This window comes from Corynebacterium felinum, assembly GCF_030408755.1.
Taxonomy (GTDB): domain Bacteria; phylum Actinomycetota; class Actinomycetes; order Mycobacteriales; family Mycobacteriaceae; genus Corynebacterium; species Corynebacterium felinum.
Genome location: NZ_CP047209.1, coordinates 1504628 through 1530888, shown reverse-complemented (window position 1 = coordinate 1530888; position 26261 = coordinate 1504628). Strand labels below are relative to the sequence as shown.

At 54.1% G+C, this 26261-nt stretch carries 21 protein-coding genes and 1 pseudogene; 17 read left to right on the top strand and 5 right to left on the bottom strand.

Annotation, left to right across the window (positions count from 1 at the left end):
* Positions 1–8: 8 nt before the first annotated feature.
* The 10 genes from CFELI_RS06595 (at position 9) to tatC (ending at position 11023) form a co-directional block, all read left to right on the top strand.
* The gene (locus tag CFELI_RS06595; RefSeq protein ID WP_277103678.1) at positions 9–1274 is read left to right on the top strand and encodes a M18 family aminopeptidase; all 1266 of its coding nucleotides are present in this window, start codon (positions 9–11) and stop codon (positions 1272–1274) included.
* A gap of 6 nt (positions 1275–1280) precedes the next feature.
* Complete coding sequence (locus CFELI_RS06590; RefSeq protein ID WP_277103677.1) at positions 1281–2117, top strand: tRNA (adenine-N1)-methyltransferase; 837 nt, start codon at positions 1281–1283, stop codon at positions 2115–2117.
* A gap of 305 nt (positions 2118–2422) precedes the next feature.
* Positions 2423–4000, top strand: a complete 1578-nt coding sequence (gene arc, locus CFELI_RS06585; RefSeq protein ID WP_277103676.1) for a proteasome ATPase — start codon at positions 2423–2425, stop codon at positions 3998–4000.
* Between the two features lie 80 nt (positions 4001–4080).
* Positions 4081–5556, top strand: coding sequence for a depupylase/deamidase Dop (gene dop / locus CFELI_RS06580; RefSeq protein WP_277103719.1), 1476 nt, complete (start codon positions 4081–4083; stop codon positions 5554–5556).
* Between the two features lie 3 nt (positions 5557–5559).
* A complete protein-coding gene (locus CFELI_RS06575; RefSeq protein ID WP_277103675.1) occupies positions 5560–5745 on the top strand; it encodes a ubiquitin-like protein Pup in 186 nt (61 codons plus the stop codon).
* Positions 5746–5820: 75 nt separating this feature from the next.
* On the top strand, positions 5821–7239 hold the full coding sequence (pafA, locus tag CFELI_RS06570; protein WP_277103718.1) for a Pup--protein ligase: 1419 nt from the start codon (positions 5821–5823) through the stop codon (positions 7237–7239).
* The gene (locus CFELI_RS06565; RefSeq protein ID WP_277103674.1) at positions 7232–8419 is read left to right on the top strand and encodes a helix-turn-helix transcriptional regulator; all 1188 of its coding nucleotides are present in this window, start codon (positions 7232–7234) and stop codon (positions 8417–8419) included. The genes pafA and CFELI_RS06565 overlap by 8 nt, the downstream gene beginning before the upstream one ends.
* Before the next feature lie 39 nt (positions 8420–8458).
* Complete coding sequence (locus CFELI_RS06560) at positions 8459–9589, top strand: helix-turn-helix transcriptional regulator (protein WP_277103673.1); 1131 nt, start codon at positions 8459–8461, stop codon at positions 9587–9589.
* An 81-nt stretch (positions 9590–9670) separates the two neighbouring features.
* A complete protein-coding gene (gene tatA, locus CFELI_RS06555) occupies positions 9671–9955 on the top strand; it encodes a Sec-independent protein translocase subunit TatA (protein WP_277103672.1) in 285 nt (94 codons plus the stop codon).
* Positions 9956–9991: 36 nt separating this feature from the next.
* Positions 9992–11023: a twin-arginine translocase subunit TatC gene (gene tatC / locus CFELI_RS06550; RefSeq protein WP_374724725.1), complete on the top strand. Its 1032-nt coding sequence runs from the start codon at positions 9992–9994 to the stop codon at positions 11021–11023.
* A 209-nt stretch (positions 11024–11232) separates the two neighbouring features.
* On the opposite strand, the gene CFELI_RS06545 is transcribed toward tatC, so the two are convergent.
* From CFELI_RS06545 to CFELI_RS06535, 3 genes are all read right to left on the bottom strand, one after another.
* Positions 11233–13020, bottom strand: coding sequence for a hypothetical protein (locus CFELI_RS06545; protein ID WP_290259910.1), 1788 nt, complete (start codon positions 13018–13020; stop codon positions 11233–11235).
* A complete protein-coding gene (locus tag CFELI_RS06540; RefSeq protein ID WP_277103196.1) occupies positions 13017–13649 on the bottom strand; it encodes a hypothetical protein in 633 nt (210 codons plus the stop codon). The genes CFELI_RS06545 and CFELI_RS06540 overlap by 4 nt, the downstream gene beginning before the upstream one ends.
* A gap of 150 nt (positions 13650–13799) precedes the next feature.
* Entirely contained in the window at positions 13800–14429 is a 630-nt protein-coding gene (locus CFELI_RS06535; protein WP_277103195.1) for a DUF3558 family protein, read from the bottom strand.
* A 751-nt stretch (positions 14430–15180) separates the two neighbouring features.
* On the opposite strand from CFELI_RS06535, the gene CFELI_RS06530 reads away from it, so the two are divergent.
* The 7 genes and pseudogenes from CFELI_RS06530 to CFELI_RS06500 all read left to right on the top strand — a co-directional run bounded on the left by CFELI_RS06530 (position 15181) and on the right by CFELI_RS06500 (position 24385).
* Positions 15181–15972 (top strand): alpha/beta fold hydrolase, encoded by a 792-nt coding sequence (locus tag CFELI_RS06530; protein WP_277103194.1) that lies wholly within the window; start codon positions 15181–15183, stop codon positions 15970–15972.
* Between the two features lie 711 nt (positions 15973–16683).
* Positions 16684–19449 carry a DEAD/DEAH box helicase gene (locus tag CFELI_RS06525; RefSeq protein WP_277103193.1) on the top strand — a complete coding sequence of 922 codons (2766 nt, stop codon included), beginning with the start codon at positions 16684–16686 and terminating at the stop codon, positions 19447–19449.
* A 113-nt stretch (positions 19450–19562) separates the two neighbouring features.
* Positions 19563–20711: a M24 family metallopeptidase gene (locus CFELI_RS06520; RefSeq protein WP_277103192.1), complete on the top strand. Its 1149-nt coding sequence runs from the start codon at positions 19563–19565 to the stop codon at positions 20709–20711.
* Positions 20708–21486: pseudogene (locus CFELI_RS06515) on the top strand (SDR family oxidoreductase). Before CFELI_RS06520 ends, CFELI_RS06515 begins: the two are co-directional and overlap by 4 nt.
* Positions 21487–21611: 125 nt before the next feature.
* Entirely contained in the window at positions 21612–22886 is a 1275-nt protein-coding gene (gene cbiE / locus CFELI_RS06510; protein WP_277103191.1) for a precorrin-6y C5,15-methyltransferase (decarboxylating) subunit CbiE, read from the top strand.
* Complete coding sequence (gene cobM, locus CFELI_RS06505; RefSeq protein ID WP_277103190.1) at positions 22887–23660, top strand: precorrin-4 C(11)-methyltransferase; 774 nt, start codon at positions 22887–22889, stop codon at positions 23658–23660.
* The gene (locus CFELI_RS06500; protein ID WP_277103189.1) at positions 23648–24385 is read left to right on the top strand and encodes a cobalt-precorrin-6A reductase; all 738 of its coding nucleotides are present in this window, start codon (positions 23648–23650) and stop codon (positions 24383–24385) included. Before cobM ends, CFELI_RS06500 begins: the two co-directional genes overlap by 13 nt.
* A gap of 89 nt (positions 24386–24474) precedes the next feature.
* Here the strand turns inward: CFELI_RS06500 and CFELI_RS06495 are convergent, their stop codons facing one another.
* A complete protein-coding gene (locus CFELI_RS06495; protein WP_277103188.1) occupies positions 24475–25662 on the bottom strand; it encodes an MFS transporter in 1188 nt (395 codons plus the stop codon).
* A gap of 264 nt (positions 25663–25926) precedes the next feature.
* A complete protein-coding gene (locus tag CFELI_RS06490; RefSeq protein ID WP_277103187.1) occupies positions 25927–26241 on the bottom strand; it encodes a hypothetical protein in 315 nt (104 codons plus the stop codon).
* Between the last annotated feature and the right edge of the window lie 20 nt (positions 26242–26261).

Here is a 26261-nt window from a genome sequence, read left to right as displayed (position 1 = left end):
TGAAACTCATGTCTTGGGATCTGATTAGTTTTATTGCTGCTTCGCCGAGTTCCTTCCATGCTGCGGACTTTGGTGCACACATGCTGAAAGAGGCTGGGTTTGTCCAGCAGGAGGAAACGAAAAAGTGGGATGCTGCCCCAGGTGGGCATTTTTTGGTGCGCGGTGGTGCGCTTGTGGCGTGGTTTGTTCCCGAGACGGCGTCGACACGCAGTGGTTTTCGGGTGATTGGTGCACACACTGATTCGCCTGGTTTTAAGCTGAAGTTCAATCCGGATCTGCGTTCTCACACCTTTGGCCAGGCTGCTGTGGAGGTCTATGGGGGCCCGATTCTTGCGTCGTGGTTTGATCGTGAGTTAGTGCTGGCAGGCAAGATTGGGCTTGCCGACGGCAGCACCACGTTAGTGTCTACCTCACCGTTGTTGCGGATTCCGCATTTGGCGATTCATTTGGATCGTAGTGCAAATGATTCATTGAGCATCGATCGACAGCGTCATGTGCAACCAATTTTCAGCGTCGGTGCTGATGTATCGGTGCTCGATGTTCTTGCGCAGGCGGCAGGGGTCGAGGCCGATCAGATTGTGTCGCACGATCTGATAACTGCCGATGCTCAACCAGGCGAGATTTTTGGCCACAATTCGGAGCTCCTTGCTGCGGGTCGACTTGATAATTTGAGCTCTGTTTTCGCAGGATTACAGGCGTTTCTGCAAGCCACGTCGGCGGTGACCATTGAGCAGGCTGGCAGCGATGATGTGTTGGTGCTTGCATGTTTTGATCATGAGGAAATTGGGTCCGCCTCGACCACTGGTGCAGCAGGGCCTTTGCTCGAAGATGTGTTGACTCGAACAGCTTCTGCTTTGGGTGCAACTTTTGATCAGACGCGCCAAATGTTTGCCCGTTCGAGTTGTGTGTCGGCGGATGCTGCGCACTCTGTTCATCCGAATTATCCGGAGCGACATGATCAGGGTAATTTCCCTGTGTTGGGTATGGGGCCAGTGCTGAAGATTAATGCGAATCAGCGCTACGCATCGAATACTGAAACTGAGGCTTTGTGGGTGCGCGCATGCCGTGCGGCTGGGGTGGATACGCAGGTGTTTGTTGGTAATAATACTTCGCCGTGTGGTTCAACGATTGGGCCGATTACTGCAACGCGGTTGGGTATTCCGACGGTGGATGTGGGTGTGCCGTTGTTGTCGATGCATTCTGCACGTGAGTTGTGTCATGTGCGGGATATAGAGTTGTTCGAGAAGTGTTTGGTGGCTTATCTGGTAGCGTAATTCGACATGGCATATTCTGGTCCTTTTCAACCTGGCGATCGTGTTCAGCTCACTGATCCGAAGCGTCGTCACGCAACTATCGTCTTGGAGCAAGACGGGCAATTTCATACCCACAAAGGCATGATTGCACACAACGATATTATTGGTGCGGATGAGGGCACTGTGGTCAAGTCGGAGCAGGGGTATGAGTACTTGTGCTTCCGCCACTTGTTGGTTGATCATGTGCTGTCGATGCCCCGTGGCGCTGCTGTGATCTATCCGAAGGATTCGGCGCAGATTTTGGTCGAGGGTGACATTTTCCCTGGTGCTCGTGTGCTTGAGGCTGGCGCGGGATCGGGTGCGTTGTCGATGTCCTTGTTGCGTGCAGTAGGGGATCGTGGCGAGGTTTTCTCTTATGAGATTCGTGAGGATCATTTGCAGTTCGCGGAGTCGAATGTGGATCAGTATTTTGCTGGACGTCCTGCGAACTGGCATCCACGTTTGGGTGATTTTAAGGAAGTCACCGTCGATGATCTCGGCGGCCCTGTTGACCGCATCATTTTGGACATGTTGGAGCCGTGGGAGTGCTTGGAAACTGCTAAAAATCTTTTGCTCCCCGGTGGCGTGTTCATGGCGTATGTTGCGACTGTCCCGCAGCTGATGCGTGTGATGGAGGGGATTCGTGAGCAAAAGTGCTTCACTGAGCCTCGCGCGTGGGAGTCGTTGGTGCGTGAGTGGCGTGTGGAGGGTCTAGCGACCCGCCCTGAGCACCGCATGAATGCGCACACTGCATTCTTGGTGTGCACGCGCCGTCTTGCTGATGGTGTGACTCCGCCGCGCCCGCAGCGCCGCGCCCGCAAGTAGTGTTCGCCTTATCCTTGCCACTCATTTGTGGTCGGGCATGAGTTTCCGCAGTGACATCGCGTGAGCGTCACTGCGGTTTTTTCATGCGTATCGACGCCTAGGCTATGTGCAGGTTAAGCACTGTGTCGACGTCGAAACGCATGTAGTTACCCACCAGTCAGCGTTGTGGCCGGGGAACTGTTGCTTACCGTGTAAAAATATTGGTTTCGCTACCTTCACACCTTCCTAAACATTGTTTAGGATTTCTTGGGGTTGCGGGTGCAATCAGGGGGGCTTAGGGTGTGCTCAATAGTAGAGTTGTGGGCATGGACTCTCAAGGCGCCTCAATCTCCGCGCAGGACTCTCCCCGCGCTTCCGCATACCAGCTGCATAAGACCAATCAGGAACTTGCAGCACGCAATGAAAAACTTGCCGAAATGCTCAAAGCATCGCGGGATAAACTCAACGTTTTGCACCAGCAGTTGGAAGAAATCGCGGCGCCCCCTTCCACCTACGGTACTTTCCTCGAATTTTCCCCGCGCGGGCACACCGCAGAAGTGTTTACCGCAAACCGCAAAATGCGACTGGTGATCTCCCCACTTGTTGACCCCACAGCACTTGTGCCCGGTGTGCAGGTGCGCTTGGGCGAAGGTAATCAAGTGGTCGAAGCCTGCGGTTTCAACGAAACAGGTGAACTTGCGATCCTCATCGAAATGATCGGCACATCCCGCGCACTGGTTGCCGACCACAATGGTGAAGAACGCCTCGTGAAGCTGGCAGCCCCCTTGTGCCCGAACGAGCACACGCATGTGCGCAGCCCGCGAGCGGGCGATACTGTCTTGATGGATTCCAAGGCCGGCTACATCTTTGAGGTGATTCCTAAAACAGAGGTGTCACGTTTGGCACTGGAGGAGGTTCCAGATGTCACCTATGCCGATATCGGTGGTTTGGATTCCCAGATTGAACAAATCCAGGATGCTGTGGAGCTTCCTTTCGCTCACCCCGCCCTGTACCGCGATTATGATTTGCGCCCACCGAAAGGTGTGCTTCTGTATGGCCCGCCTGGCTGTGGCAAAACTCTGATTGCTAAAGCTGTGGCCAATTCCTTGGCTTCGCGGATCGGCGACGGCTCATCGAGCTATTTCATTAATGTTAAGGGGCCTGAGCTTTTAAATAAGTTTGTGGGTGAAACCGAGCGTCGAATCCGCTTGATCTTTGAACGGGCCCGCGAACTGGCCGAAGATGGCCGCCCTGTCATCGTGTTCTTCGACGAAATGGAATCGATCTTCCGTACCCGTGGCTCAGGTGTGTCCTCCGATATGGAGACCACGGTGGTTCCGCAGCTTTTGACCGAACTTGATGGTGTCGAAGGCCTCACGAACGTGATCGTGATCGGTGCAACGAACCGTGAAGAGCTCATCGACCCTGCTATTTTGCGCCCCGGTCGCCTCGACGTGAAAATCCGCATCGAACGTCCCACCAAGGACAATGCCCGCGAAATCTTTGCTCGCCACCTACGCAGCACAGTGCCCGTGCATGGTCATGTACCCGACCTCATTGAGACCGCCGTCGACTACATGTACCGCGACAACCCCTATGTGGAACTGGTGCTCGTCACCGGCTGCGCTGAAGTGTTGCACTACCGTGATTTCGTTTCTGGTGCGATGATCGCCAATGTGGTCGACCGCGCAAAGAAATACGCAATCAAGGCACACCTTTCTGGCGACACCACCGGTATCACCGCTGAGCATCTGTGTGCAGCAATTGACGCCGAAAACCGGGAAAGTGAAGATATGCCGAACACCGCAAACCCCGACGAATGGAGCCGCATCCTTGGTCGTCAAGGAGTACGCGTCATGCATGCCAGGGTAGTTGGGCTAAGCAGGGAAGAAGGCCACCGCTGATGACACAGGACACCCGTTATCCGCAATCGGCAACGGCTGCAGCTGGCGGCGTCGATACGCATGCGCCTTTCATCCGCGTGATGGGAACAGAGACTGAGTATGGAATTGCCACCCCCAGCAACACCAGCCTCAGCCCGATCGTCACCTCAACCCATGCAGTAGTTGCATTTGGCCAGCTAGAAAACTCCGCCAGCGGAATGCGCTGGGATTTCACCTCCGAACATCCCTTGCGCGATCGCCGCGGTTTCGACTTAAAACACTACAGCACCGTTCCCGTTGTCGACCCCAACGCGCTAGGCGTGGCAAATGTTGCACTCAGCAACGGGGGACGCTTCTATGTTGATCACGCGCACCCTGAATACTCCAGCCCAGAATGCACCTCCGCATTCGCAGCGGCACTCTACGACCACGCCGGCGACGTCATCCTCAACCGTGCCGCACAAATCGTGGCAGAGTTGACTGCGCACAACAGCTCCATATTGGACAATCATGCGCCCTGCCCAGAGCTGAAACTGTATAAAAATAATGTTGACGGCAAGGGCGCCAGTTACGGTTCGCACGAAAACTACTTGTATTCCCGCGACACGGATTTTGCCACGCTCGCACAAGCTTTGATCCCATTTTTTGTCGCCCGCCAAGTGCTGGTAGGTGCAGGACGTGTCGGGCTGGGCATGTTCGGGGAGGAAGCTGGGTTCCAGATTTCGCAACGCGCCGACTACATCGAGCAGGAAATCTCGCTGGAAACAACACTGAATCGTGGCATCATTAACACCCGCGACGAACCGCACGCGGATGCTAATCGTTTTGGGCGTTTGCACGTGATCATTGGTGACGCGAACATGTCACACATATCCACCGCGCTCAAGCTGGGAACAACCGCCCTGGTGCTCGATGCAATTGAGGCGGGGGTTGATTTTAGCGACTTAAAGCTTGCCGACGCCGTTACCGAGGTGCGTGCTGTTTCCCGCGACCTCACGCTGACACACACGCTTAAGCTTGCGGATGGTCGCACAATGCGCGCACTGGATCTGCTCCGCGAATATGCCGCCCGCGTAACCCCCGACGAGCAGGTGTATCCGTTGTGGGTCGAAACAATGGATCTGTTGGAACGCGGTGGTTATGCCGCCTGCGCCGATCGACTGGATTGGTGCGCGAAATGGGCGTTGATTTCTTCCTTCCTTTCCAAAGGTTTGGATATTTCCCACCCGAAATTGCAGCTCATTGACCTGCAGTACAGCGATATCAACCCTGAGAAAAGCTTGTATCACGCGCTCGTTCGTAAACAACGCATGCGTACGCTTTTCAGCCCCGAAGATATTGAGCATGCCGCGTGGAATCCCCCTGAAGATACCCGCGCCTATTTCCGAGGACGAATCGTATCCCACGGTTTAGGCGCGGTGGAGGCTGCGAGCTGGGAATCAGTGATCGTTGGTGGACACCGCATCGAAATGCCGGAAACAACTACACTTACCAAAGACCACGTCGGCGATATTTTTGACCACATAGTCAGCGACGAGGATTTATTAGAAGTTTTAGAAAAGAAAGGTTTGATTTAACTCATGGGCACTTCACAGGTTTTCTCCTCCGGCGGCAAAGACAACAACGATGAGGTAGGGGAGGTTTCGGCCGGACAGATCCAGATCAACACCGAAGGTGTCGATGATCTTCTCGACGAAATTGATGGTTTGCTCGAAACCAATGCCGAAGAGTTCGTGCGCTCCTACGTGCAGAAAGGTGGCCAGTAAGTGGCGCACCCCAACACCGTCGAGACTGCGGAAAATCCTTCGGGCTCGGTAACAACCAGCGGAAAAAACGTCTACATCCGACGTATCGCCGGTGTGGAAACGGAATATGGCATTACCTGTGTGGCCGAAGGCGGCAGCCGAAAACTTGGCCCTGATGAAATTGCCCGCTACATGTTCCGCCCCGTGGTGGATCGTTGGTCAAGTTCAAATATTTTCCTACCTAATGCATCCCGCCTGTACCTAGATGTCGGCTCACACCCAGAGATTGCCACAGCAGAGTGCGATAGCATCAGCCAGTTGATTGCCTATGATCGTGCCGGTGATCTCATCGTGAATGAGCTTGCGCAGCAGGCGGAATTGTCGTTGAAAGCCGAAGGTGTGGATGCGAAAGTATATCTGCTGAAAAACAATCTCGATTCAGTGGGCAATTCCTACGGCTGTCACGAAAATTATTTGGTGGGCAGGGAAGCGGTGTTGAAGACACTCGGCAAAACGCTGCTGCCGTTTTTGATTACTCGCCAGTTAATTGCCGGCGCGGGCTGCATTAAAGATGGCGCTTTCCATATTTCCCAACGTGCCGAACACGTTTGGGAAGGCGTGTCGAGCGCAACCACACGTTCGCGCCCCATCATTAACACCCGCGATGAACCCCATGCTGATTCGCACAAGTATCGGCGTTTGCATGTGATTGTCGGGGATTCCAACATGGCTGAGCCTACCTGTGCGCTCAAGGTTGGTTCAGCGATGCTGATGTTAGAGATGATCGAAGCGGGTTTCGACATTCCACACATTGAGCTTGAAAACGAGATCAATGCTATCCGCGACTGTGCGAAAGATATCAGTGGTCACACCTTGATTGCGCTAAAAAATCAGGAGCCGATGACAGCACTTGCTATTCAACGCGCCTACTTTAATGCCGCTCGCGAATGGTTGAAGGTGCGCGAATCTTTCCGCGCAGCTGATCCACAGGCAGCGGGTGGCACCAGCGATGAAGAAATGCACAAGGTTCTTGATCTGTGGGATCGAACACTGCAGGCGATCGAGACTCAAGATTTTTCGGGTGTTGATAGTGAGATTGATTGGATGATCAAGCTCAAACTGTTGCGTACATATCAGGCACGCTTAGGGCTAGATCCAGAAGATTTCTCCCACCCGAAGCTCGCTCATGTGGATTTGACCTACCACGATATTCGCCTTGGTCGTGGCATTGCCCCTGTGTTAGAGCACAAGGGTTTGATTAAGCGGTGGGTGACAGATGAGGCGATAGCTCATGCCCGCGATCATGCACCGGCAACAACTCGTGCCGCACTACGGGGTAAGTTTTTAGAGAAGGCAACGGCGCTTGGCGCTGCGTTTTCTGCGGACTGGTTGCGGTTGAAAGTTAACCGTCCCGAACCTCACATGGTGGAGCTCGGGTGCCCGTTTAGCACTGTGGATGCGCGCGTCGATACGCTTATTGAGTATATGGAAACCCACGCACAGACTGATGACTAGCACCTCTTTTCCCGATAAAACCACATCTCAACCAGCTGCGCACAGCGAACGGTCTGCGCCTCTGGCAAGCCCTGGCGTTGATTCTTCGCGCGGGCACGGGGCGATGCCGCGAAAAGATCGCCGCGACCAGCAGCTAGAACGCGTCACAAATCTCACATTTGCGCTGCTTAATGCCGCAAATCAGGGACGGGAGTATGTGAGTCGGGAAGAGATTATTCACCAGGTGCCCGGCTATCTTCTCGATGATGCTGGACAACCGCGCAACCAGGCAGCGATCAATGTGCTGTTTAGTCGTGACTGTGCCAGCCTCATTGCCCTGGGTGTTCCGCTGGAATCCTTCAAGGTTGATGGCGCAACAGTATGGCGGATTCAGCGCGGGGAATACGAGCTGCCCGAAATTTCTTTCACTCCCGCTGAGGCAACAGTCTTAGCGTTGGCGGGGAAGATGGATACGTCGAGCCCGCTCGCGACGTTTAGCCGCTCAGGGTGGACGAAGCTTGCCGCCCGCGGACTCGATAACGCGCTGAGCCCCTCGCCGTTGTATACCCCGATTAATGATTTGAATGTGCTATCAGCCCAGGTTGTTGATGCGATACATGTAGCCGTGCGCACCAAGCAGCGGTTGCGGTTTTTCTACCGCCGCAACCCCGCAAGCGATTTCAGTGAACGCTGGATCGACCCGTGGGGTTTAGTCACGCTCAACGAGCGAGTGTATTTAGTTGGTTTCGACCTTGATCGTGGCCAGGCACGCTGCTTCCGTGTGACTAAGTTGGCTGATATCGATATTTTGGATGCCGATGCTTACGACATGAGTGGTTATGGTGATTTCCAACCTGCGCCTGATGATGTTGCCGTGACTGAGCTTGTGCGTGCGCAGATCGCCGGGGGTGCGTCGCAGGCTACTGTGCGAATCAAGATTCAGGCTGGGCATGGTGAGCAATTGCGCAGCCGTGGTCGAGTGCTCACGTTCGACGAATGTGTTGCAGCCGGGCTTCCCGATGTGTCTGATGATCCGGATTCTCACGTGTATGAGCTTGTCGACGTCGACACCGACTGGCTGGTACGGCACGCTGCTGTGCTTGCTCCCTATGTGACAGTGCTTGATCCACCGCCTGTGGTTGACGAAGTTATTTCGCTTTTAAAAACTGCGGCAGGTATACCCCAGCACGACGGTAACTAAGCGAGACCCCACAACGACAGTGAGAAGATTTCTAGGCCTATGAAGGACAACAACCCCAAACTGCCAAATGCGGATGTGCACCCAGCACGAAAGAAAACCCATATTCCTGAGACGCGCTGGATGGATATGGTGCGCATGCTCAATATTTTGCCGTATTTTGAAAAACACCCAGGGCGTAGCCTGATGGCGGCCGCAGTGGATTTGGGTACTGATGTCAAGACCCTGCGTGCCGATCTCAACCGCCTGTTTTGTTGTGGCATTGGACCTCTACCACACCAGTTAGTTGATCTCGACCCGGAAATGCGTTCCGTTCGGGTATTTAACCATCAAGGTATGGATCGGGCGTTGCGTCTTACTCTTACTGAGGCCAACGCATTGGTGCTGGCTTTAGACTCGCTCGGAACCGTCGCTGGGCTGGTTGATGATTCTGCAGTTCGCTCTGCCTCCCAGAAACTTCGTAGCCTCATGGGGGAGCACACCCCGCAGGTATCCGGTGGGGACTTCTCGCTTGATGATCCAACCGTGGAATCCTCACCAGCAGTGGCGACGGATTCTTCCGAAAATGGCGGTCCTGCCAAGCCAACAGCAGACGACGAAACCTCTGATTCTTCACCTGGGCTGGCGCACACCCTTGGGGTGTTGCGACAAGCCATGGAAACTGCTGTTGAGGTTGGGTTTCAGTACTATTCGCGCACGAAAGATACGTGGAGCCACCGCCACGTTTCGCCCACTCGCATTTTTTCGCGCGAGGGGACTGTGTATCTCGCCGCCTATGATTCTGGGGTGAAAGCGCACCGAAACTTCCGGATCGAATTGATGCACAATGTTGAGTGCTTGAGCACACCGGCGACTCCAAAGTTAAGCGAGCTCACTTTTGACAGTGCGGACCCGTTTCGCTTCAGCAGCGCTACTGATCAGGCTCAGGTAGTTTTCTATCCCGAGTCGACGTGGTTGGCTGAAACTATTCCTTGCGAGGTTGAGGGAGTGGACGAAGACGGTAATCTATGGGTAACACTTCCGCTAGTGTCACGCGAGTGGCTTATCCAATTTGCGCTCGCTCACGCCGACCGAATGTGGGTGGAGGAGCCGAAGGAAGTTGCACACGCCATTAGTGAACGCGCTTCAACTGGACTAGGTGCGTATGATGAAGGCGTTGTCTCAGACATCTGACGAATCCTTATTTTGGGTCAGTTATTGGTAGTGTCGAACACAACACTATCTTCTTATTTCGCGAAAGGACCGTGAACCCCTATGTCCCTTGGACCACTCGAGATCGCAGTCATCGTCATTTTGTTCATCCTGCTTTTCGGCGCAAAGAAGCTCCCTGATGCTGCACGCGCCTTGGGTCGCTCTATGCGCATCTTCAAGTCTGAGGTGAAGGAAATGAGCAATGACGACAAGCGCTTCGAAGAGCAGCAGCGCGCGATCGAGGCTCAGCCTATCGTTCCTAACCCAGCTCCTTCCCCCATCATTGATGCTCAGCCTGTGCAACCGCAGCAGCCTGTTCAGAACCCCGGCCAGCAGCCACAAGCATAGTTTTATCGTTCCTCAACGTTACGTCCTGCTTGAATCATGAGTTCATCGACGACTTCCGCCGCACCACATGCGGCGAAGAATACTAAGAAGAAGCGGTTTAAGCGGAAATCCAACCCTGAGGGGCAGATGACTCTGGTTGCGCACCTCCAAGAGTTGCGCCGTCGCATCATCATCTCTGTTGTGTGGCTGGTCATTGGTTCCATCGCTGGTTTCATGTGGTATCAGCATTCCGTGTTTGGGCTGGAAAGCTTAGGCGAAATTCTGCGTGGACCGTACTGTTCACTCCCTCCTGAAAAGCGTGCTTCCTTGACTTTGGATGGTGAGTGTCGTCTGATTGCGACCAAGCCTTTTGAGATGTTCTTGCTCCGCATCAAGATTGGCGCTCTTGCTGGTACTGTTTTTGCTTCCCCTGTGTGGCTGTACCAAATCTGGGCGTTTATCACCCCTGGGCTGAAGAAGAACGAACGCAAATGGACTTTCGCTTTCGTCTTTTCCGCTGTATTCCTTTTTGTTACCGGCGCAGTTCTGGCTTACTTTGTCCTCGCTTACGGCTTGGATTTGTTGCTCACCATTGGTGGCGAAACTCAGGTCGCGGCACTATCGGGTGGCTATTACTTTGACTTCATTTTGAGCTTGCTGCTGATTTTCGGTGTGAGCTTTGAAGTGCCACTGCTCATTGCCATGCTCAACATTGTGGGTATTCTGTCCTACGATGCAATGAAGGATAAGCGCCGAGTCATCATTTTAGGTATGTTCATTTTCGCAGCATTCATCACTCCTGGCCAAGACCCTTACTCAATGTTGGCTCTCGCCTGTGCGCTGAGTGTGTTGGTGGAGTTAGCTATCCAGTTCTGTCGTATCAACGATAAGCGTCGGGATGTTGAACGCCCCGCGTGGATGGATTTGGATGATGAGTCTTCCTCTGCCCTTGATGAGGCTCCGTCGACCATTGGTGGTTCGGGCCCACTTGCGGATGCCTCTGCAGGTTCGTCTCCATTGCCGAAACCTGCGCCAATTCCGCCGTCAGCTGGGCAAGCAAAACCCAACTATTTCGACGACATCATTTAGCGCTGTTTGCTTCTGATGTGAAAAATTCAACAATGATCACCGCCTTCTTCCACATTGCTGGCAGAAGGCGGCTTTCTCGATTCTAGGCTCAAAACAGCGTTGGAGAACCTTCCAGAATTCGGGTAATTCGGGGAGCAATTTATACAAGCCGCGTGAAAAATGCGGGTGGTTAAGGTGGCGGTGGCGGACTTATGCCACCGCCATAGGTGTTATTTGTCGCGTTCGTGGCGTGGTTTGAATACGTCTGCGCCGATGACGCGGGGGACTACTTTGGGTGCTTCGCCTAGAAGGTCGAGGAGGTTTTTATCCCGTTCTGCTTGTTGGAGTACTCCTTTAACCGCTGTGCGTCGTGTCCGGTTGGTTGTACGCTTGCGATTATTCGCCTGCTGCCCACCACCAGCACCTGCACCAGCACCGCCCATGGGTGCCCCGCCTGCCATCGTTGATCCACGACCACCAGCACCACCAGCACCAGCACCGCCAGTACCACCAGTATTGGAATTGTTTCCTATGCCTTGCCCATTGTTGTAGGGACTGTGACCCCGATGGGACCCACCCGAACCCGAACCAGAGCCCGAACCGACGCCAGAGCCGGTTGGGTTATGTCCCCTACCAGTGTGAGAGCCACCCGAACGATGAGAACCACCAGCACCAGAACCTGCACCATAGCCACCAACACCAGCACCATACCCACCTGCACCTGTACCTGTGCCTCTACCACCACCGGTGCCGGTGGTGGTGTTGGTTCCTCCAACATGGTTGCTACCAGATTGGTGCGGCATCGTATGCGACACCCTATTATGCTGCGTGTTTCCACCGGTAATGTGTGACTGTGCTGTGCCACCAGCATAAGAACCACCACCATAGCCTGCACCTGCACCTGCACCCCAAGTAGTACCGCTACCAACACCGCTGTGTGTGGTTGGGTGTTGGTGGGCATTAAGTGGGTTAATAGTTGTAGGGTCCAGCCCTAGCGCGGATTGCTGGGTTGCTACCTGATCTAACACCCGTTCGGCGAGTTCGTGGGGTTCAAGGTCAAGCTCTCTAGCTGCTTGTTGGGTATTCTGTACCCAGTTGGTGGTGGAGATTGTGCTGGTTGCTTCGTTTGTGCTTCCTCCGCCTGCGCCTGCGGGTGCAGGTTCCATCAGGTGGCGTGTTACAGGCATTGCTGCGGTTGCTGCGGTTGCAAGGGCTGTACGGAAGCCTTGGAGGAAAAGTTGTTCTGCTTGTTGGGCAACAACGATGCCTCCTTGGGTGGCGCGGAGTGCGTTGACTTTAGCAACTGCTGCTGTCACCTGCGGGGCAAACCCTGGTGCGATTGCTGATAGCGCGGTGGTAGATTGTGCCATCAGTGCTGCATTCTGAGCAAAGTTCATGCCTGATTGCGCCATGGTAGTAATAGCGGTGTTTGCTTTTTCAAAGGGGGTGCCTTTGTTTGCTGCGATCAGTTCACTGGCCACGCTGTTTAACCGGTCGCTGATCGCAGTGGCATCACGTGCCAAAGTAGCCCAGAGGTCTGCAGCTTCTATCGCTGCAGCGTTGTTGGTGGAAGCAAGAGCTGAAGCAAGTTGTTCTAAGCTTGCTGCTTGATTCACAACTGGTGGTGGGAAGTTAAACCCTTCGAATCCTAGATCAGGGCGGGTAGGGAAATAGACCCTAGGAAACATTGGGACTCCGGTTTCTTCCAAGATGCGGTCGAACTCATCGGTGGCAAACCGGTTCATGCCCGAAAGTGAGTAGTAGTTGGCATAGAGGTTTTCTTCCAACCATTTCACCTGACGTTCAAACGCCTCCAACATTGCGTGAGCACTACCAGCCCCACCATGAAGAACCCGGCCGTGTTGTTCCCCGAGCTGGTCTAAACCACTCACCGAAGAAAAACTTCCGTTAAGTGGGCTTTTAGTGGAATACCAAGCAGCAGATTTTGACTCTTTGCTGAGTTGTTCAAGGGCGTGAACGCTGTCGATAATTTGTTGTTTATCCATGAAAAGGGTCATTGGAATCCTCCTTTGGTACGTAGTTTTTCAAGGGTTTCATACGCCTTCCAACACAACTCATCCTTCGTTGGTGTGGCTTTACCAGTGTGCCCGAAGGTGATACTGATTCGCCCATGCGGTGTACTGATGGCAGCATCACAATGCGCATTTTCATCTTCCCTAGGCAGGTTGCTGAAGTAGATGCGCTCATCAATACCGGGGAATGTCGCATCAATAATCAACCCATGATCGCGAAGAAATGAATACTGGGCAAAGTGCGTTGATACGCTGAATGCTCCATGGATGCCGTCGGTTGTGTGAACCTCGCTCATGCCACAATCAATCATCGGAGATGAGTCCCGACTAGTCGGAGAGATTTTCTCGAGTCCAATCTCTGCGAGTTCTTCTGGGGTGAAGGTGTCGCACAGATCGTAAAGGGTGTTGTTGGGGTCATCTTTGTCGAAGGCCTCAACGTATTCCCTGTTTGGTGGCAGGGGGATCATGCTGGGTTTGGGTGGCGACTCCCAGGTTTCAAAGGGGTAGGTTTCTTCAGTAGTCGTGCTGTCCGCGGATTGGATGCCCTGTGGTGGTGCGCAGCCAGATACCGCCACACCACAAGCAACGAGTGCTGTGAGAATACGTGTCCGCATTAATCCTCCCAAAGATGTGTGCTGGCCTAGGGTTTTATTCCCTTATATATAAAGACTGGAAAATCAGGGTGTGCGTTCCCAAAATTTTTCCCACCCCACGCTCTCCACCCCTATGCGGGGGTAAATGGTGGTTGTTGGTGCTGAGGATGTTTAGGTGAAGTTGCCTTTGGTACGTAGTTTTTCAAGGATTTCATACACCTTCCAACACAACTCATCCTTAGTAGGCTTGCCATCGCCACCGTAGCTATAGGTGACATTAAGGCGACCATGTGTGGTGCTGATGGATGCATCGCAATGCCTAGCGGTATCAGGATCAATTTGACTGAAATAGATACGTTTATCCACCTGAGGAAAAGTGGCATCGAGCACAACATCCAAACTTTGCAAATATTCGAACATGACAAAGTCAACAAGAACGTTAATAGTTCCGTTAGCAGCATCAATATGATTGATTTCACTCATTCCGCAATGGATTAAAGGCTTAGAATGGCGATCAGTCCCTCCCGTTTTTTCGAGGCCGATTTCTGCGAGTTGTGTTGTGGTTAATCCATCGCATGGATCGTAGAGAGTCTGGCTTCGATCATGAATATCGAAGGCCTCAACGTATTCCCTGTCTGGCGGCAGGGGGATCATGGTGGGTTTGGGTGGTGACTCCCAGGTTTCAAAGGGGTAGGTTTCTTCTGTAGTCGTGCTGTGTGCGGATTGGGTGTCCTGTGGTGGTGCGCAGCCAGATACCGCCACACCACAAGCAACGAGTGCTGTGAGAATACGTGTCCGCATTAATCCTCCCAAAGATGTGTGCTGGCCTAGGGTTTTATTCCCTTATATATAAAGACTGGAAAATCAGGGTGTGCGTTCCCAAAATTTTTCCCCACCCAAAAACGCACCCTCATTTGGGGGTGTACGGCCTGCTCATTATCGGAGCAACCGTGAGCAGTTTTGTCTCCTATCTCAAACAAGACAAGAACCACAAGGGAATAGACTCGGCTAAGTGCTACTGAGCTGGCGCCCTCAAGGCAGGCTCTTCACCTGACTTGAGGGCACGGAGGTGGACTTATACTCCGGTACACTCTCCGTTGAAAACAATCACTCACCTGAGCTTCTGTAAATACAGGTTTTGCAGAATCCACGAACCTACACAGCTAGGTTAAAGGGGCTGCTTGCAGAGGAATGTACAGCCTGCCGATGGCAGATTTCGCTTAGGGTGTGCCGCAATGCGGCCCGAGGAACGTGATTAACCTTATGCCTGCAAGCGTCGCGGATCTCTATCACGGTCTCATCCCTGGTTATCTCACCGCGTGTTACGGTCCTACAGGGCGGAGTGGATGACTTCGGTGCTCCAGAGGCGTGGAGGGGTTCTTGTTCCCGTTGGCACCGTCCACCACCCCGTTGCTGTACCTGAGATCGTCAGCATACGCGGCAGGTGTTCGGGGATCGTGCTATCCATCAGTCTTTCACCCGACTCGGCTGGCGGGGCCGACGATAGGGTGGTTGTGTATGGAAGATATTTTGGCGAGAGAGGCGCGATCATATGAGTCACAAGATTGAGGTACCCCAGAGCGGGTGCCGGTTAGTCGGCGAGGTCGGAGGACACGGAACCGATGTTGTCCTTATTCATGGTGAGGGCATGGATCGGCGCATGTATGACCTTCAGGTCGCTCCTCTGCAGGATGCTGGCTGCCGCGTGCTCGCTATGGACATGCGTGGTCACGGTGAATCACGACCAGCAGTCGCTGTTCCCGAAGCCACCCCAGAGTCAGACGTACTTGCGATGATGGACGATGTGGGCATGGATAGTGCCGTACTGGTGGGGCAGTCACTAGGAGGAAACGTCTGTCAGTCATTGGCCAGAAACAACTCAGACCGAGTACGCGCCCTTGTGATCATCGACTCCGCCTGGAACCGTGAACAGCTCACACCCCTCGACCGTCTCAGTTTGTGGATATCGACCCCTCTGCTTCGAATCTCTCCGTGGCCGTGGCTCGTAGGCCACATGGCCCGCGCAAGCGCAGTGACACCCGAGGGGGTGGCTCTGGCGCGACGCAGCTTCAGCCAGCTGTCAAAGGGAGAGTTCCTGCACGCCTGGGAGCTTGCCAAGAGCGCGCTGTCTACCCAAAACGACGGAACACCAAATCTCCCGCTGCTACTCATCTGTGGCGAGAAGGACAGCACTGGCAAGATTCTGCGTTCTATGCGGACGTGGGCCGACGAGACGGGCGTGCCCCTGTACATAGTCCCCGGCGCCGGCCACCTGTCCAACGTAGACCGCCCTGACTTCGTGAACCAGGTTCTCCTGGACTTCCTCGCTCAGTTTCACGAGTGAGGAAGTTTACCTAGTCTTGAGAAAAGTAATCTACCCAATCTTGAACAAGTTTCATCCAGAATTCGATTTGCCTATTTGATGGCGTGCCCTTTTTACGGATGTGTAACGAAGGGCTAATTCGAGTACTTTGATTATCAAATCTCCTTGACCACAATCTCTTTAACCTGCTTAGATAGCTATAGGGATTGACGACTCTCGGTCGTGCATAACTGCGATGGAAATGATCCTGATTGCGTCACAAAGCCAGCTTCAGCAATAGGATTGATTGCGTTACACAACGCTGCAGCACGCTGGCGTTGGTGGCGGTCACTAAAATCTACAATGGGCGTGACGCTAAACGATGATGGTAAGGGCAGTAGAACATGCGAAGAAAGCGCGAGAAAACACAGGCATTCAGATCGCAGTAGTACTTCTTCTAACAAAAGCGTCCTGGCAACGAACCGCGTGTAGTTAGCACAAGCGATTCACATACCTTCCTAACCACAGATCAGCGTTTCACAAGCGTTTTCCCAGCAAGAAAACCTGAAGGTTTAGACGCAAATGAAGCTCTGATTAGCATCCAATGCATAGGCATTGATCTTTTGATCTTCGCCTGCACGATTCCACAACGCCAACTTCTTCAACCAGTATTCCGACTCACGTTATATGAATGGCAAAACTAGGCATTGACCTTTTTGGGGCAATCTTCTGCGTTTCTGTAGCCTTGAGTACATGACTTTCACAACTCACCTCGACGAGTTTCGAGCTGGACTAAAATTCCCCCTCGACGATTTCCAAATTCAAGGCTGTACAGCGGTGGAAAACGATCGCGGGGTTTTAGTATGCGCCCCCACCGGCGCCGGCAAAACAATCGTAGGTGAGTTCGCGGTAAGCCTCGCACTTCAACGCGGTACAAAATGCTTCTACACCACACCGATCAAAGCGCTGTCGAATCAGAAGTACCACGATCTCGTCAAAGCGCACGGTGAAGACGCAGTCGGACTACTCACTGGTGATGTGTCCATCAATCATGGTGCCGACATCATTGTGATGACCACCGAAGTGTTGCGCAATATGATCTACGCCCAATCCGACACTCTCGAACGGCTGTCGTATGTAGTCATGGACGAAATTCACTTCCTTTCTGACAAATCCCGCGGCGCAGTGTGGGAGGAAGTTATTTTGGGACTTCACGATTCGGTCCAGGTCATTGGCCTGTCCGCGACTGTGAGCAACTCCGAGGAGTTTGGGCGCTGGTTAGCGACCGTTCGCGGCGACACCGAAGTGATCGTCACCGATCACCGTCCTGTGCCGTTGGACCAGTGGATGATGGTAGGCAAACGTGTCTACCCGCTGTTCGAACCCGGCACTGATGGTGAGGTCAATCGCGCACTTGAGGCGCACATTGAGCGTATCGACGGCGAAGAACTGCAGCGCGGCCGCGACGACTTTGCCCGCCGCCAAAGCTTCCGATCACGAGCCCACGGTGAAGATTTTTCCCGTTCAGGCCGCCCGCGCCCCCAAGATCGATTCCGACCCCTCGGACGCCCTGAGGTCTTAGATGTTTTACGTGGTATGGATATGCTCCCATCCATTACCTTTATTTTCTCGCGGCTCGGCTGCGACTCCGCGCTTGCACAATGCTTGCGTTCGAGGTTGGTATTGACCTCCCAGCAGGAGGCTGAGGAAATCGCCGCAATTGTCGATGCTGGGGTCAGCGAAATTCCCGAAGAAGATCTGAAGGTGTTGGGCTTTAGGCAGTGGAAGGCTGCTTTGTGTCGCGGTTTTGCCGCCCACCACGCGGGTATGCTGCCGGCGTTCCGCCACATTGTGGAAGAACTGTTTACCAAGGGACTAGTTCGTGCCGTTTTTGCCACTGAGACTCTCGCCTTGGGTATTAATATGCCTGCCCGCAGCGTGATTTTAGAAAAATTAGTGAAATATGACGGTGAGGGCCACGTGGATCTCACCCCGGGCCAGTACACTCAGCTGACTGGTCGTGCTGGGCGACGAGGCATCGATGTGATCGGTAATGCTGTAGTGCAGTGGGCACTTGCGATGGATCCTGCACGGGTGGCTGGGCTTGCCTCCACCCGCACCTACCCGTTGAATTCAACGTTTGCCCCTGGCTATAACATGAGCGTGAATTTGCTCAAGACTATTGGTTTTGAGCCTGCACATAGGCTGTTGGAGAAGTCTTTCGCCCAGTTCCAAGCCGATGGTTCTGTGGTGGGTGAGGTGCGTGAAATTGAGCGTGCCGAGGAAGCCGAACGTAACACCGAGGCGGAGCTGATTCAGGCGTTGAGTGCAGAGGGGATTCCTAGTGAGAATCCTATCGAAGAGTTTCTCAGCTACATCCAGTTGCGTCGTGATTTAAGCACGGAGGAAAAACGTGCGAAACGCTTCGCCATTGAGCAGCGAGAAAAAGAAGTTGTGGCGGTCTTATCAAAGCTTCAGCTCGGTGATGTGATTGCAATGCCAGGTAAAAAGCGCCCAATTTTGGCTGTTGTCATCACCCCGGCATCGAACGCTCGTGATCCTAAGCCCTTGATTGTGATGGAGTCGGGCTGGTCGGGTCGGGTCGATCCGCAGGCTTTCGCTCTCGCCCCGCAGGTGGTGGGATCGATGCGTGTTCCGCGTGGTGTGATCGCGAATCCGCGGCGGGCCTCGCGTCAGGTGAAAGAAATGTTTGCGCGAAATAGTTTCCCGCGCCCAAAGAAGTTGCGGGATACTGCACGCAATCGCCCAACGGAAAAGGTAAAGGCGTTGAGGACTGCGCTCAAAGATCATCCTGCGCATTATTGGCCGCAGGTCGAAGACCTTGCCCGCATTGGTGAGCGTTTGATGCGCGAGCGCGATAAGGTGGCGCAGTTGCAGTCGAAGGTCAGTGCTGCCACTGACACTCTTGGACGGGAGTTCGACCGTATTTTAGAGCTGCTGTCGGAAATGGATTATGTGGAATTTGATGAGTCGAATACTCCTCGTATCACGGAAGAAGGGGAGCGCCTTGCCTTAATTCACAATGAGTCCGATTTGTTGGTGGCGCAGTGTTTGCGCCGTGGCATCTGGGATAATTTGGATCCTGCGGAACTCGCCGGAGTGGTCAGCATGTGCACCTTTGAGAATCGTCGCGAGTCGCGTGGTGAGGCTGAGGGCGCAACCGATGCAATGGTCGATGCGATGAATCATACGATTCGTATTTGGGAACAGCTTGCTTCTGATGAGCAGCGTCATCGTTTGCCGATCACGCGCTACCCAGAGGCGGGGTTTGCATTAGCAATCCACCAGTGGACCGCTGGTGCACCGCTGGGATATTGCATGGCCGCAGCAAACGAGTGCGGTGCGGAGCTTACCCCTGGTGATTTTGTGCGCCAAGCTCGCCAAGTCATTGATCTGCTTGAACAAGTGCGCAAGACTGCTTACAACGATGAGACCGCACGCCATGCGCGTCAAGCTATTGATGCGATTCGTCGTGGCGTGGTTGCTATCGGCACATAAGAGGGGAAAACCCAGCCCTTGAAGTGTATGTACGGCATGGTGGAGCACCCGCCGTGTGTACACAAGTAGGGGATTGGGGTGGAAACTCGCGGTGCCGGTTTAAGATGAAACCTATGTCTGATGTGTTTCCTTCGCGAGTGTATGAATCTCGCATTCAGCGCGCCCAGCACCTGTGTACCGAGCATGGCTTAGAGGGGTTAATTATTCCCGCTGGTGCGCAGCTTGCCTACCTCACTGGATCGTGGATTAGTACCCACGAACGCCTCGCTGCTCTCATTATCCCCGCTGCAGGTACACCCACCTTCATCCTTCCTGCCGTTGATCGAGGTGACGTAGCAAAATCAGCCATCCCTGAACTCGACATCACAGTAGTGGGGTGGGTTGATGGTGACAACCCGCATGCTCTTGCTGTTCAGGCGCTCAGCCCTACTGGCTACCACAAGGACCCGACCAAGGTTGTGGGTGTTGGCGCTGACCTTACCGCCGATCATCTTTTGCCCATCCAAGAGCTACTCGGGTGTCGCACTGTTGTGGCCACCACCGTTCTTGCAGAGCTTTTTGTGCGCAAAGATCAGGCAGAAATTGAACAACTCCGCCTTGCAGGTGCTGCCATCGACCGCGTGCACGCCCAGGTTCCACAGCTGCTGCGTCCGGGGCGCACCGAACGAGAAGTGGCAGAGGATATCGAAAAACTGATTCTTGCTGAGCACACTGCCGTTGATTTCATCATCGTAGGCTCGATGGAAAACGGCGCGAACCCGCACCATGATTTTTCCGACCGCCAACTTGTGTCCGGGGAGATGGTTGTCGTCGATATCGGTGGTACTTTCGGGCCTGGCTACCACTCCGATTGCACGCGCACCTATATCGTCGGTGGCCCTGCGTCTCTTGATACTCACGTGCTTGCTGCGGAGATGAACTCCATGTACGAGGTGTTGTTGTCCGCCCAAGAACAGGCTGTGGCAGCGGTCAAGCCCGGCATGAAGGCATGTGAAATCGACCGCATTGCGCGCGACGTGATTACCCAGGCAGGGTATGGGGATTATTTCATTCACCGCACAGGTCACGGCATTGGGCTTTCGACCCACGAAGAGCCCTTCATCATGGCAGGCAACGAACTGGTCCTCGAATCGGGCATGGCGTTTTCAGTTGAGCCTGGTATTTACATTCCTGAAAAATTTGGTGCCAGGATCGAAGATATTGTCGTCGTCACCGACACTGGTTGTGAACGTCTCAACGCTCAGCCCAGGACGCTGCAATGAGTACAGAAAACAGCGAGGCGGCGTCGACAAGCAAACCCCGCTGTGTGCTGGTTCTTGGCGCTACCAGTGAAATTGGTGGCGAAATAGCAACAAGGCTCGCCCCTGGCATGCATATGGTGCTGGCCTCACGCCGACCCGCTGATCTCAGCGCTCTTGCACATACGCTGCGCGAATCGGGTGCGCTGGGTGTGGAGTCATTGCTTTTCGACGCCGCCAACTTCCCCGCACACGCCAAGCTGATTGCCGACGTCGCTGCCCGCTACACCATCGAACACGCAGTGGTGTGCTTCGGCATTTTGGGTGACCAACAACGCGCCGAATCATCCTGGGAACACGCAGCCGAGATCGCCACTGTCGACTACACAGCACAAATCGTTGCCCTAACCAGCCTTGCCCAACAGCTGTTAGCGCAGGGGACAGCTGCCACGATCACCGCTTTTCGTCCATTGCGGGCTGGCGGGCGCGGCGGGCAAACTACGTGTACGGTTCCACAAAAGCAGGACTGGACGCATTTTGCCAAGGACTTGCCGACCGACTTCATGGCACACCCGTGCGCCTCGTTATCGCCCGACCTGGGTTCGTGATCGGAACCATGACACGCGGCATGAACCCTGCCCCGATGTCGGTGACCGCCCCGATTGTGGCCGACGCCGTGGTCAACACCATCCGGGGCACACGCACCAGCACGACCATCTGGATCCCTAAAAAGCTGCGAATTCTTGCCTGGATCATGCGTTGTGTCCCGCGACCGCTTTGGCGGAAAATGCCCCGTTAGTTTTTCACCGCCATCAATTCTCGCTCATCGAAGCGAACGCAATTGTTCTTACTGCGGATGGTTGGGACGAACACGCGCGCGTGCAAGGCCGAAGCGTGGGTGGAAGTTTCGGTAGTATACGCTGTATGACCCGAGCACACGCCCACATCCCCAGCGACGCTGGCGATGCCACTGCAGAGGATGGCAGCGTCAGCGTCGTTGGCATTTCTGCTATTGGTATGTCCGAACTAGGCCAGAAAGCGCGAACTGCCCTCGCCCGCGCCGACGTGATCTTAGGCTCGTGGCGTCAATTGAATTTGCTCAGCGAGGATATCACCGCCGAACGTCGCCCATGGCCTTCGCCTATGTTGCCTGCTTTGCCGCGCATCTTTGCGGAGCTTGAGGGAAAGAAAATCGTAGTGCTGGCCAGCGGTGACCCAATGTTCCATGGGATCGGCTCCACGCTGCGCCGCAAATTTCCCGATATGCCGATTACGGTCTATTCCCATGTTTCTTCCGCTTCCTTGGCCTGTGCCCGCTTAGGTTGGGCTGTGGATCGCACGCCTGTGCATTCACTGGTGACCCAAGTTGTGGAATCCCTGATCATGCCGATTGAAACGGGGCGACCGTTTTTAGTGTTGGGGCGAGATGAAAAATCTCCTGGGGAGATTTGTGCCCTGCTTAATCAGATGGGGCAACCGCACGCTCGAGTGGATGTGCTTAATGATCTCGGCAGTGAGGATGAAGCGCACTCTTCCGGCACTGCAGCACGGCCTCCTGCGGTGATTAGTGCGCTGAATGTGATTGCGGTCATCCCCGAACGTGCAGGTTATCCCCGCACGCCGGGGTTGCCGGATGCGACCTATTCCCATGATGGGCAATTAACGAAATCGCATATGCGGGCGTTGACAGTTTCGGCTATCGCTCCGCGCGAAGGCGAAGTGGTGTGGGATATTGGTGGGGGTGCCGGCAGCGTTGCTATCGAATGTCTCCGCGTAACCACAACAACGAGGGCTGTGTGCTTCGAATCAAATGAGCTGCGCCAGCAGCGTATTTTGGCCAATGCTCGCACTCTGGGAGTGTCTCATCGGATGGCAGTTCAAGGTTCAGCCCCTGAATCTTATGTTTGCGTTCCGGATCATCCTGATCGCATTTTCATTGGGGGTGGACTTACTGCAGAAGGTGTGTTTATGGGTGCGTGGGAGCGTTTGAAAGTGGGCGGCACCTTGGTAGCGAATGCTGTGACCATTGAGTCGGAGCGCCTGCTGTGGGAGCTGAAGCAAACCTTTGGGGGTGAACTCACCCGTATCGAGATTGCTAAGGAGCATCAGGTGGGCAACTTTAGTACGTTTAAACCGTCCCTGCCTGTCACGCAATGGGTAGTGGTGAAAAAGCCTGCGAGTGGAAGAAAGAATCCTTAGATGACCGTTTATTTCATCGGCGCCGGTCCTGGTGCTGCAGACCTGTTAACGCTTCGCGCCGACGCACTCATTCGTCGCTGTGGCGTGTGCTTGTATGCAGGTTCCATTGTGCCTAAGGAGGTACTTGCCAACTGCCCAGCTGATGCTGAAGTGATGAATACAGCTCGAATGCCGTTGGACGAGATTACTGCGACAATTGTCAAAGCTCATGCTGAAGGTAAGGATGTTGCGCGGCTACATTCCGGTGATCCCAGTATTTATTCGGCTGTGGCGGAGCAGGCGCGGCGTTTAACGGCTGCCGGTATCGACTATGAAATTGTGCCAGGTGTGGCATCATTTTCTGCCGCGGCTGCGGTTCTTGGGCATGAGCTCACTGTTCCCACGGTGGGGCAGACGGTGATCTTGACTCGTGTGTCGGGTCGCGCATCGGCTATGCCTGAAGGTGAAGATTTGGCAACGCTGGGCACATCAAAGGCGACGTTGTGCATTCACTTGGCTGCGCACGATATTGACCGTGTGGTTGCGGAGTTGCTGCCTAACTATGGCGCGGATTGTCCCACTGCCGTAGTTGCCTATGCTTCGCGCCCTGAGCAGCAGATTGTGCGTGGCACGTTGAGTGATATCGCGCAGAAGGTGAAGGATGCGGGGATTTCGCGCACTGCTGTGATTGTGGTGGGCGCGGTATTGGGTGCTGAGGGTTTCCCTGATTCTTTCTTGTATTCTGATGATCGTCCGCGCGATGATCAGGGCAGGACGATTCCATGCGTGCACTGATTCTGGGTGGCACTGGGGAGGGTCGTGAGGTTGCGCGGTTGCTTCACGACGCCGGTTGGGATGTCACCAGTTCTCTTGCTGGGAGGGTGGATAATCCGAAGCTTCCTGTAGGTGCTGTACGCATTGGTGGTTTTGGTGGCCCTGCGGGTTTAACTCAGTGGTTGCTGCATAATCGGGTGACGGTGATTATTGATGCCACGCATCCTTTTGCCGAGCGGATTTCCATTTCCGCTGCTGAAGCGGCTCGCGCTACGGGTATTCCGTTGATTGCGGTGCATCGAAAGCAGTGGGAGCCCAAGCCGCGTGATCGGTGGATTCCGGTGCAGTCCATGGAGGAGGCAGCGAAGGTAGCGGCGCGGGATTTCCACCATATTTTTCTGACCATTGGTCGCCAACAACTGGCGCCTTTCGCTTTCGATCCCCATAATTTGTATGTGATTCGTACGGTGGAGCCGCCACAGGTAAAGCTGCCTCCGCGCCATCGTTTAATTCTTTCTCGTGGTCCTTTTACCAAGGACGATGAGAAGAAGTTGATGCGCGACAATCAAATTGATTGTGTGGTGACGAAAAACTCTGGTGGTGCGCTTACCCAAGCGAAGCTTGATGCGGCACGAGAGTTAGGTATTCCGGTGATTATGGTCCAGCGCCCTGAGCTTCCCACAGTTGCTTATTGCGTGCACACCCCGCTCGAAGCATACGAGCTGGCGGAAGAGATTGCGGGTTAAATATCCCGATGTGGGTATTTCAGTCTGACGAAAGCTGCGTGAGGATTGTGGTGCAGCCGGCCGCGAATAATTATGAGGTCATGGTGCGCTTATTGCAGTATCTTGCTGCGCCACACACAAGCGGCTATCGCTAGCTCCACAACGGCACACACAATAAATAGCGTACTCAGGCCACCATTTTTGGCGCACCACCCGCCTACCAGAAGTGCGAGTGGGTAGGCTCCTTGGCCGAGGAAGCGACGCGCACCGAATACGGACCCTTGAATGCTCGTGGGCGTTCGTTCCTGCCAGAATGCGGTGAGTGGAGTATTTGCCCATTGCGTGCACACATTGCGCAGAAAACTTACCAATACCACCAACGGGAATATTCCTACAACCAGTGGCACCACGAGGCGACCACATACCGCACCACCAACTATGCCTGCCACAACAATCACGGGCCGCGGAAGCCTTCGTGCCACCCACAGCATAGTTGCTGCGCCTAGTATGAGACCTGCAGCGTTGGCAATGTTGTACACGCTGAGGCGAAAGGATTCCGGCCATGTCGATTCTGTACTTATAACTACGGCAAGCAGTGCAGGCACTGCAAGGCCGTGAGTAAAATTTACTACTCCAAAACTGGCCTGGATTTTTCGCAGTTCTGGTTGGGTGAGGATAAAACGAAATCCCTCAATCGCAGCTGTTGGAGCCTTTCTCCTGTGGGTTGGAGGAAATGGAAGCAGCGCCACTACGATGACCACGATTGTCGCCACGACTGCCTCTAAAGCAAACAACGCGACCGCTGACACGAGTGTGTACACCAAAGCACCGATGAGGGGACCAACGAAAAGCGGAATATTATCAACAAGTGCCACTGCTGAAGCTACCGTGGTCAGGTTCTTCTCAGTGCGAATTTCCCGCACGGTTGCTTGCAAACTCAACTGTTGGGCACTCATGCCGCAACTGTGGATGAAGACCAACACCAAAACAATGGGGAGTCCTGCTTCGACAAACGCTGCTATTGCTAGGCCTGCGCTGCTGAGTGCAATGGTACTGTCAGCCAGCATGATCCCCGTCTTGCGGGAGTACCGATCCAGCCACGTGCCAATAAGCGGCGATAAATAGATCATGGTGCCATAGGTGATGGCCATCATGAGCCCCAGCACAGTGGCTGACCTGCTTACCGCGTACACCGTGAGTGTAACTGCAATCGCACTTCCCTGGGATGCTAGAAGAAGAACAAATTGCGCTGCCCACAGAAGGGTGAACGTGAGGTTAGGCCGTGTGCTCGAACTCAACCGTTTTCCACCTCACCGAAGAATGAATTTTCATACTGGCATGCCCTCTCCTTACCAGAAGATGAACGACAGGTTCATAATGTGTGATCGAAAAATTATTGTTGCAGCAGAAAAACACTTTTTGATTTCTGTAGCACAAAACCAAAAAGTGGAGGAACTTGGGAAACTAACCTACCCTCACCCACATAACCTTTCAATTCCCCCCACCGCCACGTCCTAGTGGAGTACGCGGTGAGTAAGGAGTGAACGAGGGGCAAGAAAATACTAGATCTTGAACAGGTTGAACAGGATCAGTCGTGCTGGGCCGATAACAAGAGCAACGATCTGGAGAACCCCGAAGGCGATCAGAAGCTTTTGCACCCAACCTTGCTGGCGATCAAACCAACCAGTGGCACTCGACCCCTTATTGGTACCTGGCATTGAGCTATTGGAATCAATAGAACCAAGATCCCGGTTGAATGACTGCTTGGAGCTCGCATCGCTAGGTGCAGCAGAAACAGCAGCTACAGGGCCAGTGGTAGCAACAGCAAAGGCGGTCGCGGCGGCAATCACGCCCCGCTTGAGTGAAAGCTTAGTCATCGAAGCTTCTTCCTCTCAGT